Origin of the sequence: Shewanella sp. SR1, assembly GCF_020447145.1 — a bacterium.
GTDB lineage: Bacteria > Pseudomonadota > Gammaproteobacteria > Enterobacterales > Shewanellaceae > Shewanella > Shewanella baltica.
The window spans coordinates 1-13,866 of record NZ_JAJAEF010000011.1 but is presented as its reverse complement, the minus strand read 5'-3'; the positions used below and the strand labels follow the sequence as shown (position 1 = coordinate 13,866).

The 13,866-nt window shown below is 47.3% G+C and carries 15 protein-coding genes and 1 rRNA gene; 12 read left to right on the top strand and 4 right to left on the bottom strand.

Annotated features, from left to right (window positions below):
* Positions 1-138 precede the first annotated feature (138 nt).
* The 3 genes from KV201_RS12065 to KV201_RS12055 all read right to left on the bottom strand — a co-directional run bounded on the left by KV201_RS12065 (position 139) and on the right by KV201_RS12055 (position 2,429).
* Positions 139-1,179 (bottom strand): MJ1255/VC2487 family glycosyltransferase, encoded by a 1,041-nt coding sequence (locus KV201_RS12065; protein WP_226059457.1) that lies wholly within the window; start codon positions 1,177-1,179, stop codon positions 139-141.
* Positions 1,180-1,254: 75 nt separating this feature from the next.
* Positions 1,255-1,767: a phosphatase PAP2 family protein gene (locus tag KV201_RS12060; RefSeq protein ID WP_011847985.1), complete on the bottom strand. Its 513-nt coding sequence runs from the start codon at positions 1,765-1,767 to the stop codon at positions 1,255-1,257.
* A 413-nt stretch (positions 1,768-2,180) separates the two neighbouring features.
* Positions 2,181-2,429, bottom strand: coding sequence for a YgjV family protein (locus KV201_RS12055; protein ID WP_006083323.1), 249 nt, complete (start codon positions 2,427-2,429; stop codon positions 2,181-2,183).
* Positions 2,430-2,753: 324 nt separating this feature from the next.
* Between KV201_RS12055 and rraA the strand changes: the two genes are divergently transcribed.
* From rraA to hemB, 12 genes are all read left to right on the top strand, one after another.
* Positions 2,754-3,239, top strand: coding sequence for a ribonuclease E activity regulator RraA (gene rraA, locus KV201_RS12050; RefSeq protein WP_006083324.1), 486 nt, complete (start codon positions 2,754-2,756; stop codon positions 3,237-3,239).
* A 129-nt stretch (positions 3,240-3,368) separates the two neighbouring features.
* Positions 3,369-4,433 (top strand): formimidoylglutamase, encoded by a 1,065-nt coding sequence (locus KV201_RS12045; RefSeq protein ID WP_226059456.1) that lies wholly within the window; start codon positions 3,369-3,371, stop codon positions 4,431-4,433.
* A 242-nt stretch (positions 4,434-4,675) separates the two neighbouring features.
* On the top strand, positions 4,676-5,431 hold the full coding sequence (ubiE, locus tag KV201_RS12040) for a bifunctional demethylmenaquinone methyltransferase/2-methoxy-6-polyprenyl-1,4-benzoquinol methylase UbiE (protein WP_133182237.1): 756 nt from the start codon (positions 4,676-4,678) through the stop codon (positions 5,429-5,431).
* Positions 5,431-6,051 carry an SCP2 domain-containing protein gene (locus tag KV201_RS12035; RefSeq protein ID WP_226059455.1) on the top strand — a complete coding sequence of 207 codons (621 nt, stop codon included), beginning with the start codon at positions 5,431-5,433 and terminating at the stop codon, positions 6,049-6,051. The genes ubiE and KV201_RS12035 overlap by 1 nt, the downstream gene beginning before the upstream one ends.
* Positions 6,048-7,697, top strand: coding sequence for a ubiquinone biosynthesis regulatory protein kinase UbiB (gene ubiB / locus KV201_RS12030; RefSeq protein WP_226059454.1), 1,650 nt, complete (start codon positions 6,048-6,050; stop codon positions 7,695-7,697). The genes KV201_RS12035 and ubiB overlap by 4 nt, the downstream gene beginning before the upstream one ends.
* Positions 7,698-7,756: 59 nt before the next feature.
* Positions 7,757-7,996, top strand: coding sequence for a Sec-independent protein translocase subunit TatA (gene tatA / locus KV201_RS12025; protein WP_011790907.1), 240 nt, complete (start codon positions 7,757-7,759; stop codon positions 7,994-7,996).
* 6 nt (positions 7,997-8,002) lie between these two features.
* Entirely contained in the window at positions 8,003-8,503 is a 501-nt protein-coding gene (gene tatB / locus KV201_RS12020) for a Sec-independent protein translocase protein TatB (protein ID WP_226059453.1), read from the top strand.
* 3 nt (positions 8,504-8,506) lie between these two features.
* Positions 8,507-9,262 carry a twin-arginine translocase subunit TatC gene (tatC, locus tag KV201_RS12015; protein WP_063884292.1) on the top strand — a complete coding sequence of 252 codons (756 nt, stop codon included), beginning with the start codon at positions 8,507-8,509 and terminating at the stop codon, positions 9,260-9,262.
* Between the two features lie 45 nt (positions 9,263-9,307).
* A complete protein-coding gene (locus KV201_RS12010; RefSeq protein WP_107402769.1) occupies positions 9,308-9,835 on the top strand; it encodes a hypothetical protein in 528 nt (175 codons plus the stop codon).
* Positions 9,835-10,638, top strand: a complete 804-nt coding sequence (locus KV201_RS12005; RefSeq protein ID WP_107402770.1) for a TatD family hydrolase — start codon at positions 9,835-9,837, stop codon at positions 10,636-10,638. Before KV201_RS12010 ends, KV201_RS12005 begins: the two co-directional genes overlap by 1 nt.
* Positions 10,631-12,517 (top strand): diguanylate cyclase, encoded by a 1,887-nt coding sequence (locus KV201_RS12000; RefSeq protein WP_107402771.1) that lies wholly within the window; start codon positions 10,631-10,633, stop codon positions 12,515-12,517. Before KV201_RS12005 ends, KV201_RS12000 begins: the two co-directional genes overlap by 8 nt.
* 9 nt (positions 12,518-12,526) lie before the next feature.
* Positions 12,527-13,534: a porphobilinogen synthase gene (gene hemB, locus KV201_RS11995; RefSeq protein ID WP_006087116.1), complete on the top strand. Its 1,008-nt coding sequence runs from the start codon at positions 12,527-12,529 to the stop codon at positions 13,532-13,534.
* A gap of 229 nt (positions 13,535-13,763) precedes the next feature.
* On the opposite strand, the gene rrf is transcribed toward hemB, so the two are convergent.
* Positions 13,764-13,866 (bottom strand): 5S ribosomal RNA (rrf, locus tag KV201_RS11990); the annotation flags it as partial.

Here is a 13,866-nt window from a genome sequence, read left to right as displayed (position 1 = left end):
AACAACATAATTAACGGCCAAGCTAGGCCAAAATAGACGTGCTGAAAGGGGCTAACAGCAAAAGTGCCGAAATTATACGCTAACCCCATTGACCCAGCTAGTGCCTAAATAGTTTTTCACCACAGCTTATGAGCTAATTTAACGCCAGGTATCAGGCAGCGTAACTTGGCTCCACAGCTCTTTACATAGCGGCTGACTATCGTGCCAATCGCCGCCATCAATCCATTTAACCAGCGCATCCCCAACCTGAGGATAGGCAATCGGATTAGGTGATGCGGTTTTCAGCCAGCGCTTCACGACGTTCACATCGAGACTCATCATGCTGTCTGCGGCCGCCAAAAGTTGCAGCGCTGCCACATTCGATAATTGCTCAAACTGGCCAATCAGTGGTTTCACTAACAACTTTTTACCTAAGGTTAATGCTTCGCTGGCAAGCTCAAAGCCCGCATTGCCTATCACACCGCCGCAGCTGGCAAGATGTTGCTTAAAGCCATCACGATTAAAGCCGTGCCACTTAATGTGTTCCGCAACTTGTCCCTTAGGCTGTTGGCTGTGGTACACCAAAAACTGATAGTCACTGAAATGCGACAGGAAACGAGCAATCACATCCGCATCCTCAAATGGCAAATACACTAAGATTTGATGCGTGTGTTCGAATGGGCTGGCATCCACTTCGACAAAAGGCGGCAAGATAGGAAAACCAAAGTGGTGCCAATGACAACCCATCGCCACATCCACAGGGGCAAAGTTATTGAGCAGCATTTCATTAAACCAAGTACTACCGAGTTTTGGCACAGGATGAGTCAACGCCGCCTGATGGCTAATGCCAATGGATGGCACGCCTTGGCGCCGCGCCGCCCAAGCCGATACTGGCTCAAAGTCGTTGAGCACGAGATCGTAACAACTGAGATCTAAGGCTTTAATATCTTTAAATAACGATAGTGACAGATTCTGCCGAACTGTTTGCGGCACATTCACGCGCCCAGAGTGAGTCGCAAACGTCATGCCCGCTTGTACGCGATAATCGCCAAAACATTCCATATCGAAAAACTGATCAGGCTTACGCCCCGAAAATAAAAAGTCCACTTCAATATCTTGTTTCATCAGTGCTTTAGCCATGACGCGTGCACGACTTAAGTGGCCATTCCCTGTGCCTTGAACTCCGTAGAGTATTCGCATTACGTATCCTTAAACTGATGAGTGAAGGAGAATTCCAACTAATGAGATGAAATGATTAACGTGCGCTTGTTTGAATTAAATCACCGGATGAACCAGCAATACCGCCCCGCTCCCCAATGAAGCTCCTGCCAAAATATCTAAGGGGTAATGCACGCCGAGTGCGATACGTGAGCCCCCTATGCTAAAAGCCCATAAAAACACGATAGGAGCCGCTGCTGGGTAAACTTGCGCCACACTCATTGCCATCACAAAGGCTGCGGCCGTATGACCCGACGGTAAACTGAAGCGATCAGATGGCTCAAAGCCACTCTCAAATCCCACAAGCGCATGGCAGGGTCGTGTACGGCGAATGCTATTTTTCAACAGTAAATACAGCGGCAACTCCACCAGAAAACTCGCTAACATCAAGTTGAATAAGGCCTGCCCTTGAGCGTGAGTCAGCATCAAGCCCACTGACAAATATAAATACACATGCCCATCGCCACTCGCCGATACCCGCTTTGCATGGGCATATAAACCATGACGTTGGGTGAAACTCACGATATGACAAAACATTCGCTTATCTAAGTCTGCAACGTAACTCAACATAAAACAGGCTCCTTGCTGGCATGCCAGCGAGTTTTACTGCGATGTTAATCTGTGCATTCTCTCGACGACGCTTAGAGTGCTTGGTATCACGCAACCGACTCACCAAGGCCCTACTCACGATTGAATTCGTTATTTACCGTTTGCTGGCTAATTTACGGTTTACTAATGGTCAAACCCGAGTCGAATTAGCTAAAGCACTATTAGATAACTTGAGACTAAGAAAGACCTGTGACGGCTAAGTGACATCTGCTCGAAGGTTTTATGACAAGAAGCATGGCTGGAGCTTTGATCTAGAAGGATTCTAGGGACGTTATGCTGGGGCTAAAGGGTTTTTTCAGGAATAGCGATAGGGCTGAGGCAGGATATTGTGTTGCTCTAAATGTGAATTCCAAGAGCAACACAATCAAATAAACTTAGGCTGCGGCGGGTGTATTCGCCTTAGCGCGGTAAATTTTAGTCAAATGGTAAATATTAATACAAGCAACAAACGCATTCATGCCGGCCACTGGCCAAGCAGAAATAAACACCCCATAAACAACAAACAGGGTACATCCCACAAAATTCAACCATCGCAACCAAATGATATTCTTCATCATTAGAGAGATCGCCACCATTACAGAGGCAAAATAACCAATAATTTCAATCGTATTTACAGCTTCCATAGGCACCTCTCGAAGGCCCTCTACCGTCCATAAGCGTAACGGGGGGTCCATGCCCCTAAAGCAAATTAAGTTAAGTAAGTTAATTTAAACTTGGGATATAATACCAAAGCATGCAACAGAGTTGTAATAAAAAACCGTCATTTAATGACTAATATCAAGTTTTACCGCATAAGCTCTAAAGTACGACGAAACTTTACTACAGATGTGTTAACGGCCCAGTGGCAACAATACCGTGATTGATAACACTTTTCTTTTCAAGAATCCCTTTTATACTGGCGTAAACTCGCTAAACTGTACGCAACGCGGATCAATAGGAGTGTAAATATGGAATACAACACCTCAGAATTATGTGACATGTACTTAGATGTCGTAGATGTAGTCGAGCCCATGTTCAGTAACTACGGTGGTTGTAGCTCTTTTGGCGGTTCTATTAGCACCATCAAGTGCTTTGAAGACAACGGCCTAATCACCGAAGTCCTACAAGAGGATGGTCAAGGTAAAGTCTTACTCGTTGATGGCGGTGGCTCATTACGCCGTGCGCTGATCGATGGTGCTATCGCTGAACTTGCGGTTAGCAACAACTGGGAAGGCATTATCGTTTACGGTTCTGTACGCGATGTGGATGCATTGGAAGAGTTGGACATTGGTATTCAAGCCCTTGCCTCAATTCCAGTGGGTGCTGATGGCAATTCAGTGGGCGAAGTGGAAATTCCGGTCAATTTTGGCGGTGTGACTTTCTTACCCGGCGATCACATTTATGCTGATAACACAGGTGTGATTTTATCACCTGAACCACTCGACATTGAGTAATCTCACTGTTCAGCCAAGAAAGCCAGCTAAGCTGGCTTTTTTATTCACTATTTTCAGCGTTTCCCCATTGAATCCTCGCGCCACACTGGCCACAATAGCTCGACTCCGGCCGAATAAGAATATCAATCTATGCCTGAATTTATTCCCTTTACCCAGACAGATATTGCCTCATTAGTCAGCCCAAGAACCGGCGAAACTAAATTAGGCCAATGCGTCCATCTGGCTAACCACGAACATACGTTAGAGACCATACTCGCCACTGCCAAAGCCCACGGGGCAAGCTTCGCCATTTTCGGCGTCGGTGAAGATATCGGCCCACGCGCCAACTTAGGCCGCGGCGGCGCGACCGATGCGTTCACTACCAGCATGCGCCAATGGCTCAATCTGCAATCTAATCGCTTTCTTTCTGGCGCCGAATGCCTAGTGTTAGGCCAAGTGAACACCGCCGATCTGCAGCAACAAACCGCGAGTAATACAACAGCTAACACTAACGTCACCTTAGATGAATTACGTGATGCGGTGGAGCAACTCGATGAGCGCGTGATCCGCATCGTTAGTGCAATTTTAAAGGCGGGTTTAGAACCCATACTCATCGGCGGTGGGCATAACAATGCCTATGGTTTATTGATGGCGTCCTACGGCCACTATCAGCGCCAAGTTGCAGCGGTAAATCTTGACCCTCATTCGGATTTTCGTCTGCTCGAAGGTCGTCACAGCGGCAATGGATTTAGTTACGCAGCCGATCGCGGCGCCTTAGGTTGCTATCATGTACTGGGTTTACATGAGTTAAAAAACAGCGAAGCCAATCTAAGTCAACTCAGCGAATTTGGTGGCACTTGGCATAGCTTGCAACAAATTTGGGTGCGCCGCGAAATCAGCCTCAGCCAAGCCTTGCTTGAGATCGCCGCCAAACTGAATGACACAGGTTTGCCCGTAGGGCTGGAACTCGACGTCGATGCTATCGCTAAAATGCCCAGTAGCGCCTCAACGGCAGCGGGTGTGCCATTGCTAGATGCGGCGCATTATGTCAGTTATATCGCCCGCCACTGCCCTTGTGCTTATTTGCATTTAGCCGAGGCTGCGCCGAGTTGCCATGAGGCGGGTATTGAAGCCGGGTTTAGGGATGTCGGCCAGAGTATCAGCGAGTTAATCTATGCCTATGTACAGGCAAGGCGTCATTTTTTGGCCCAATAGCCTGTTAAGCTTGCGCCCTTTGTGGGCGCTAAGCTATTCACCAAATCCTGATATTGTGGTCTAATGCCAATCCATTTTATCGGGTCGACACACTAAACACTGGTAAAAGCCAAACTCTTTAAGTTAACGCCTTAAGGAGAGTTTACTAGCTCGATCACAGAGTGATAGATCAAAGATTCAGCAAATGCAGGCGATGGCTTACACTCGCCACTAATACTTTGCAAAACAATAGGAATACATTGATGTCTGAGGGTGAATCTAAAAGTACCCACTTTGGTTATAAAACCGTAGAGGCGGATAAAAAGGCCGATCTCGTAGCTGGCGTGTTTCATTCGGTTGCCGCTAAATACGATATCATGAATGACGTTATGTCCTTTGGTATTCACCGTTTTTGGAAGCGTTACACCATTGAAGTCTCTGGTGCTCGCCCTGGCATGAAAGTGCTTGATCTTGCAGGTGGTACTGGCGATTTAACCGCTAAGTTCTCCCATCTGGTGGGTGATAAAGGCGAAGTGGTATTAGCGGATATCAACGATTCTATGCTGAAAGTGGGCCGCACTAAACTGCGTGACCGCGGCATCGTTGGCAATGTGAGCTATGTGCAAGCCAACGCCGAAGCACTGCCCTTCCCCGATAACCACTTCGATATCATCACTATCGCCTTTGGTCTGCGTAACGTGACCGATAAAGACGCGGCGCTGCGTTCAATGAATCGCGTGCTTAAGCCAGGCGGTAAGTTATTAGTGTTGGAGTTTTCTAAGCCGCAACACGAGCTGATGCGCAAAGTCTATGACTTATACAGCTTTAAAGTGCTGCCGAAAATGGGTGAAATTATTACGAAAGACGCCGACAGCTATGAATATTTAGCCGAGTCGATTCGCATGCACCCAGACCAAGAGACCCTCAAGCAAATGATGGTCGATGCAGGCTTTGAGCAGGTCGATTACACCAACATGACCGACGGTATTGTTGCCCTGCACCGCGGTTATAAATTCTAATGATGCCGCAAGAAGTGGTGTTACTTGCCTGCGCCGCCATTGAGACGGGTTTGAAGCAACTTCAGACCCAAGCTGGCGACGCCTATGCTCGCCAGCGTCAGTTACATGGCAAAGTCTTTCGCATTCAATTATCACAACTCAGCTGGCCAATTTACTTGGTCTTCGCTAAAGAAATCCAAGTGCTGAGTCGCTATGAAGGCGATGTGGATGTCAGTCTACATGCCGATGCCACGACGCTCTACCGTGTGACAGAGGGTGCTAACCTCACCGAACTCATCAAGCAGGATAAGCTCAGCCTCGAAGGTGACCTCAATCTATTACAAAGCTTCAGCCATTATCTGCGTAGCATAGAGTTTGATTTTGCCGAGCCACTGTCGCGCTATTTAGGCGATGGGCTGACCCATAAACTACTGAGCACGGGACTGCAGGCTAAAACCTTAGCACTTGAAGTACTGCGTAAAACCCGCTCGCATTTGGGGCAACTCGCTATCGAAGAATATCGCCTTGCGCCACACCGGATTGAACTCATTCATTTTCGCGATCAAATGGATGACTTAGTTGACGATACTCGTGCGCTCGAACAACGGATTGCCAAATTAAGAGACCAAATTAAGCCATGACCCTTGCCAGTATCCGCCGCGGTTATCATGTCATTAAAACTCTACTGCAATATGGGTTAGATGACGTATTACCGCCAAAGATGACCCCTTGGTACTTTAAACTCGCCCGCAACAGCCTGTTTTGGATCCGCAATAAGCACAAAGGCAAATCTGGCGGCGAGCGTTTAAAGCTGGCGATGCAAGAGCTTGGCCCTGTGTATATTAAGCTCGGGCAAATGCTGTCAACTCGCCGTGACTTACTCAGCGATGAGTGGGCCAATGAACTTGCCATGTTGCAGGATAAAGTTCCGCCCTTCGATGGCGCCTTGGCGCGTCAAGCGATTGAAGCCGAACTTAAAGCCCCCATCGAGAGCTACTTCGACGACTTTGACGAAACACCCTTAGCCTCAGCCTCGATTTCCCAAGTGCATACCGCCACGCTCAAATCCAACGGCAAGGCCGTGGTCTTAAAAGTGCTGCGCCCGAATGTGGAAACTAAAATCCAAGCCGATCTGCTGTTGATGTCGCAAACGGCTAAGGTCATCGATTATCTCCTCGGTGAAGGGAATCGCCTGCGCCCCTCTGAGGTGATTGAAGATTACCGCGTGACTATTTTAGGTGAGCTCAATCTTAAGCTTGAAGCACTCAATGCCATTAAGCTGCGCAATAACTTCCTCGATTCAGACGCGCTTTATATTCCGTATGTTTACGAAGAGTTTTGCTATCCACGTTTAATGGTGATGGAGCGCATTTACGGTATTCCGGTATCGGATATCGCCGCACTGAAGGCACAGGGCACTAACTTTAAACTCTTGGCCGAGCGTGGCGTAGAGCTGTTTTTCACCCAAGTCTTCCGCGATAACTTTTTCCATGCCGATATGCATCCAGGGAATATTTTTATCTCCCGCGATCATCCCGAGAATCCTTATTATATCGGCCTTGATTGCGGCATTATGGGCACACTCAGCGAAGTCGATAAGCGCTATTTAGCGGAAAACTTCCTCGCATTTTTCAATCGTGATTACCACCGTATCGCGCAGCTGTATATCGAGTCGGGTTGGGTATCGGAAAAAACCGATCTACAAGCCTTCGAGCAAGCCATCAAAGTCGTTTGTGAACCCATGTTTAACAAGCCCTTAGATGAAATCTCCTTCGGCCATGTGTTATTAGAACTGTTCCGCACCGCACGCCACTTCGATATTGTTGTGCAGCCTCAGCTGGTGCTGCTGGAGAAGACATTACTCTACATCGAAGGCTTAGGACGTCAGCTCTACCCGCAGCTGGATCTCTGGCAAACGGCGAAACCCTTCTTAGAACAGTGGATGGCCGAGCAAGTGGGCCCTAAGGCAATGTTTAAAAAGGTATCCACAAAACTGCCATATTGGTCTGATAAGCTTCCGGAATTCCCTGAGCTAATTTACGATAATCTTAAATTAGGCAGGAAATTGCTGAGTTCTCAGCAACAAATGCTAGATAAGTATCTGAAATATCAGCAGCAAGCACACAAGAGTAATTACTTGCTCATCACTTCTGCAATTTTATTGATCTGCGGCACGTTATTGTTCAACCAAGACGCTACACTGTGGAGCCCTTACGTGTGTCTGATTTCAGGCGCGGTGTTGTGGATTATCGGATGGCGATCTAGGCCAAAGAATCGTAAATTTTAGCTAGCACTAATTAATCAGAGGTTCATAATAGAACCGATATCAATTAAGAGGATACCTTCATGGGTGGCATTAGTATTTGGCAACTTCTTATCATCGCGTTAATCGTTGTCTTATTGTTTGGAACAAAGAAATTACGCTCTTTGGGTGGTGATTTAGGTGGTGCTGTTAAGGGCTTTAAAAACGCTATGTCTTCAGAGGAAGATAAAAAGGCATTAGAAGACACCGAAGCGGCTAAAACAGCACAAACGACTCAACAGGCGACTGAAAAGAAACCTGAGTCTAACAAAGAACAGGCGTAACTCTTTATGTTTGACGGTATCGGCTTTATGGAGCTGCTGCTGATCGGTGTTTTGGGGCTAGTGGTTCTTGGCCCCGAACGTCTACCGGTTGCGGTGCGTTCGATAACGAGTTGGATCCGTGCGATGAAACGCATGGCTAACTCGGTAAAAGAAGAACTTGAGCAGGAGCTGAAGATCGAGCAATTACATGCAGATCTTAAAAAAGCCGAGAGCAAAGGTTTATCTAACCTCTCACCTGAACTCAAAGAGTCTATTGAACAACTGAAGCAAGCGGCACAGTCGGTAAACCGTCCTTATCAAGTTCAGGATCCGGTAAAAGACACGCCTGCGTCAGAGAATCAAATACATTCTCCAGTTGCGAGCCCAGTTCAAACTAGTCCAGCTCAAGCGAGCCAAGCTAATCCGACTGCCACTGTAGAGGCGAGTCCAACGTCGGCATCTCCCGCTACTCCAAATGAGCCATCTCAGGGCGCGGATACCCGTTCTAACCCGAAAGCCAACGGATAATTCATGTCGCAACAGCAGCCACTTATCAGCCATTTGCTTGAACTTAGGTCCAAGCTGCTAAAATCCATTGCCAGCGTGTTATTAGTGTTCATTTGCAGCGTGTACTGGGCAAATGATATCTACCATTACATGGCAATACCTTTAATGCAGTCTTTACCCCTTGGTGGCAGCATGATTGCGACCGATGTCGCTGCCCCTTTCTTCGCGCCTTTTAAATTGACCCTAGTATTATCGTTTTTTGTGGCTGTGCCCTATGTGTTGTTCCAGATCTGGTCCTTTGTCGCACCGGGTTTATACAAACATGAAAAACGTTTAGTGATGCCACTGCTATTTAGCAGTACCTTATTGTTTTATCTCGGTATCGCCTTCGCTTATTACATAGTATTCCCCGTCGTTTTTGGCTTCTTTGCTAACAATGCCCCAGAGGGCGTTCAAGTTGCGACCGACATTACCAGTTACCTTAACTTCATTCTGAAGCTGTTCTTTGCCTTTGGTCTATCCTTTGAAATCCCTATCGCCGTTGTTTTACTATGCTGGGCTGGTGTGACAACACCTGAAGAACTTAAGCAAAAACGTCCTTATATCGTCGTAGGCGCCTTCGTTGTGGGCATGCTGTTAACCCCACCCGATGTGATTTCCCAGACTATGCTTGCCGTACCAATGCTGTTATTGTTCGAAGGCGGTTTATTAGCGGCTCGTTTCTACAGTAAGCAAGGTGACGACGAGTCAGACGAAGATAACGAACAAACAAACGACTAACGTCCTCGATGGCGTTAGGGGAATAATATAATAAGGAACATTCTCATGCGCTTAACTCTTATGGCAGCAGCAATTATGCTGGTATCAGTCCAAGCAAATGCCAGCATTGAACAGCAGTTAACCCAATGTGCAGCAACAGCCGATAAACTCGACCGCTTGATTTGCTATGACAAGCTAGCAGAAAGCGTCAAAGACGTAACACCAGCTTTGGCGAGCACTCAAGTTGCGCCTGCGACTGTAGCAACCGTTGCAGCCCCGACTGCTGTAGCAGTAGCGGCCACCACGCCCCAAGCACCAGCCGCTAATATTGTCGATGACTTTGGGATGGAAGCTAAGCGCGTTCAAGAAAATACGGTCGATAAGATTTATCTGGAAGTACAGTCTATTACTGAAGATCCCTACGGTGCTATCAAAGTAACATTCACTAATGGTCAGGTATGGAAACAAACCGACGGCCGTAAGTTCAACTTAAAGCAAGGCGAAAAAGTCTACATTGAAAAAGCAGCCCTAGGCTCTTTCTTAATGGGCACTGATGAGCGCAATGCCAAGGCACGGGTAAAACGCCTAAACTAATGCCCTCATACATAGATATCGCTGTCAATTTACTTGGCAGCGCACTCGAGCCAGACACAGCATCGATAATACAAGCGGCGGCGGACCAAGGGGTTTCGCCGTTAATTGTTATTGGCAGCGATTTAACTGAAAGTGCAGCTGCCATCGCGATTTGCCAACAATATCCCAATCAACTTTATTGCACTGCTGGCGTACATCCTCACCATGCCAGTGGCTGGCAAGCTGACTCAAGCAAGCGACAAGCCGAACTCTGCCAAGCACCGCAAGTGGTTGCCATTGGCGAATGTGGCTTAGACTACAATCGTGATTTCTCTCCTCGTCCCATCCAGCGCCAAGCATTTATTGCCCAACTCGCCTTAGCCGTTGAACTGCAAATGCCCGTGCTGATGCACGAACGCGATGCCCACCAAGACTTTATTGCTATCCTGCGGGAATATCGCCCACAGCTTAGTGGCGCGCTTTTACATTGTTTCACTGGCACTCACGCCCAAATGGAAGCCTATATCGACCTCGATTTGCATTTAGGTATTACAGGCTGGGTTTGCGATGAAAGACGTGGCCAAGAGTTAGCGCAACTCGTGCCATTTATTCCGCAGAACCGCATTTTAATCGAAACCGATAGCCCGTACTTATTGCCTCGCAGCATGCGGCCTAAGCCTAAATCGAGTAAGAACAAGCCCGAATATCTCCCCTACATCGCGAGTTATATTGCAAACTTGCGCAGTGAAAATGCTGATGAGTTTGCAGCGCGTTGCTACCAGAATAGCGTAGCTTTTTTTAATTTGGACCGAGTCCATGCTTAAACGAAACTCGTCACTCATACTCTTGCTGTGGCTATGGCTGTGTTCAACACCTTCATTCGCAACCCTATTAAGCATTGATGAATCAACGGCGACACCGTTAAACCTTACGCCTTGGTTGATGGTGAGCCACCCCACTTCGGCGAAGGAGTTTACCGAGATCCAAGCCTTGCCAAAAACGGATTGGCACAACTTCACCAATAAAGACATTCAAAAACTCAGCGGCCATGATTTTTGGCTGAGTTTCAGCTTAACTAGCCCAGACGAAACACTTTCACGCATTTTAGCGTTAGATAACCCCTTGTTAGACAAAGTGACTATCTACCATTTAGTCAATAATAAGCTCGCTAATACTGTGCTTATGGGCGACACCTTTCCCTATAACGAACGACCATTTTTGAGCAATATCTTCCTGTATCCTTTTAAGCTCAACATGGATGATACCCATACTTTTTATTTGCATATTCAGACCGAAGGCAGCGCGGCGGTATCGTTGAATCTCTGGTCATCTAACGACTTAGCCCAGATTGCCGAATCCACCGCCGTCGAACATGGTTTCCAACTCGGCGTACTGGCCGCGATTGGTATCTTTAGCCTCTTTATTGCTATTGCATCGGGCTCATTCAGTTACAGCTATTATTCCGGCTATGTGCTGAGCATGACCTTGCTCGTCGCTACCATCAACGGTTTTGCCTTTCGATTCCTCTGGCCAAATTGGCCAATATTACAGCAAGTTATGGTGCCGTTTTTACTGCCAATCGTTATGGCGTTTGCGCTGATGTTTACTGAAAAAATATTACAGCTCAAATATTTAAACCGCCGCATGCTGCTGACTTGTCGCTATAGCGCTGTGTATATCCTATGTATTGGACTCGCCACGCCTTTTATCCAATATGGAACGGCGCTCTATATCGAGATCATTTCCGTTGCAGTGCTCAGCCTGGTACTGATGGTCTTTGCTATTACTCAGGCCATCAATGGCCATAAACTGGCACGTATGTACACTATTGGCTGGGTGAGTATGCTGACAGGAGCTTGCATCAGTAGCTTGTTGTATCTCAGCGTGATTGACCTCAATTTAAAACCGCAAACGCCTGTCATGCTCGGCCTGACGTTTGAAATCATCTTTATGTCTCTGGTGCTAGCCATCCGCTATAACGATGAACGCAAAGCTAAGTTACGTATTCAGCAAGAGGCCTTGAAGCAAGCACAGAAAATTCGCAGCGCGCGGGAAGAAGCCCTAAAAGCGGAAGCCGAGAGCAATGAGAAACTCGAGCAAATGGTGCAAGAGCGCACCTTAGAACTTGAAATCACCCTCAGAGAATTGCATGAGGTAAACCAAAAGCTCACCGAACAAAGCACTATCGACAGTTTAACTGGGGTCAAAAACCGCAGTGCTTTCGATAAACGTTTGATCGCTGAAAGCCGGATCAGCCGCAGGCAAGAAACACCCATAGCCCTGTTGATGCTCGATATCGATCGCTTCAAGCTGATCAACGATAGATTCGGCCATCTTGCAGGCGATGAAGCCTTACGAACCATAGCCCAAACATTACAGCAACATTTAAAGCGGCCAACAGATCTCGTATCACGTTATGGAGGCGAGGAGTTTGCTATCATCCTGCCTAATACAGCAGAAGATGGTGCACTCCAAGTCGCTGAAACGATAAGGGACGCAGTTGCCTCTATCAATTTCGAATGGGAAGGTGTAGCGATACCTTTGACTATCAGTATCGGAGTCAGTGCCGATATCGTCACTAACGATCAGCACAGCACTAAATTATTAGAACAAGCGGATAAAGCCCTCTACCAAGCGAAAAATGGTGGACGTAATCAAGTCAGCTTATTTTCATCAGTTCAAGCAGGACCAGTACCTAATTAGGAGTCAAATGTGAATATCATTACCAGTGCCTTCCCTCAGCGTAGAATGCGCCGCATGCGTAAACATGATTTTAGCCGTCGTCTCATGGCCGAAAATCAACTAACGGTCAATGACTTGATTTATCCCATGTTTGTTCTAGAGGGCACCAATCGCAGTGAAAAGATCGCCTCTATGCCAGGTATTGAACGTTACTCAATCGATTTGCTACTAAAAGAAGCCGAAGAACTGGTTGAGTTAGGCATCCCATTAATTGCGCTATTCCCTGTGACGCCTGCAGAGAAAAAAACCTTAATGGCAGAAGAAGCTTATAACGCCGATGCCTTAGTGCAACGTGCTGTACGTGAGCTTAAAAAAGCCTTTCCACAGCTTGGCATCATGACAGACGTAGCATTGGACCCCTTCACCACTCATGGTCAAGACGGCATCATAGATGAGACTGGGTACATCCTAAACGACATCACTACCGAGATTTTAGTGAAGCAAGCATTGTCACACGCTGAAGCCGGTGCAGACATAGTTGCACCGTCAGACATGATGGATGGCCGCATAGGCGCTATTCGCCAAGCCTTAGAAGCAGCAGGCCATGTAAACACCCAAATCATGGCTTATTCAGCAAAATACTCTTCGAGCTACTACGGCCCGTTCCGTGACGCAGTAGGCTCAGCAGGTAATCTCAAGGGTGGCAACAAACACAGCTACCAGATGGATCCAGCAAACAGTGACGAAGCTCTGCATGAAGTCGCACTCGATATTCAAGAAGGTGCTGACATGGTCATGGTTAAGCCAGGCATGCCGTATTTAGATATAGTGCATCGCGTTAAAACTGAACTTGCAGTGCCAACATTCGCCTATCAAGTCAGTGGTGAATACGCCATGCACATGGCCGCCATCCAAAATGGTTGGTTAGCCGAAAAGGCCATCGTCATGGAATCTCTACTTTGCTTTAAACGCGCAGGCGCAGACGGTATTTTAACTTACTTCGCTAAACGTGCCGCCCAGTGGCTTAAAGAAGCTTAGACCTCGCGATAGCTGTGAATCAATTGAAGAAAGCAGCCTTATGGCTGCTTTTTTGTATCTGGTCATTGATAGCTATGGGGACTAAATCAGCACATTTGGTGTTGTGGAGAGAATAACGGGAGCAAAACTTACTAATGAAATGAAGAACAGGCTGAGTTTTACAAATTGCAGACGCAAAAAAGCCAGCTTATTCAGCTGGCTTCGTTACATCTCAATGAGATAATTAGGCGCTTGGCGATGACCTACTCTCACATGGGGAGACCCCACACTACCATCGGCGCGTTTGCGTTTCACTTCTGAGTTCGGGATGGGATCAGGTGGTTCCACAAGGC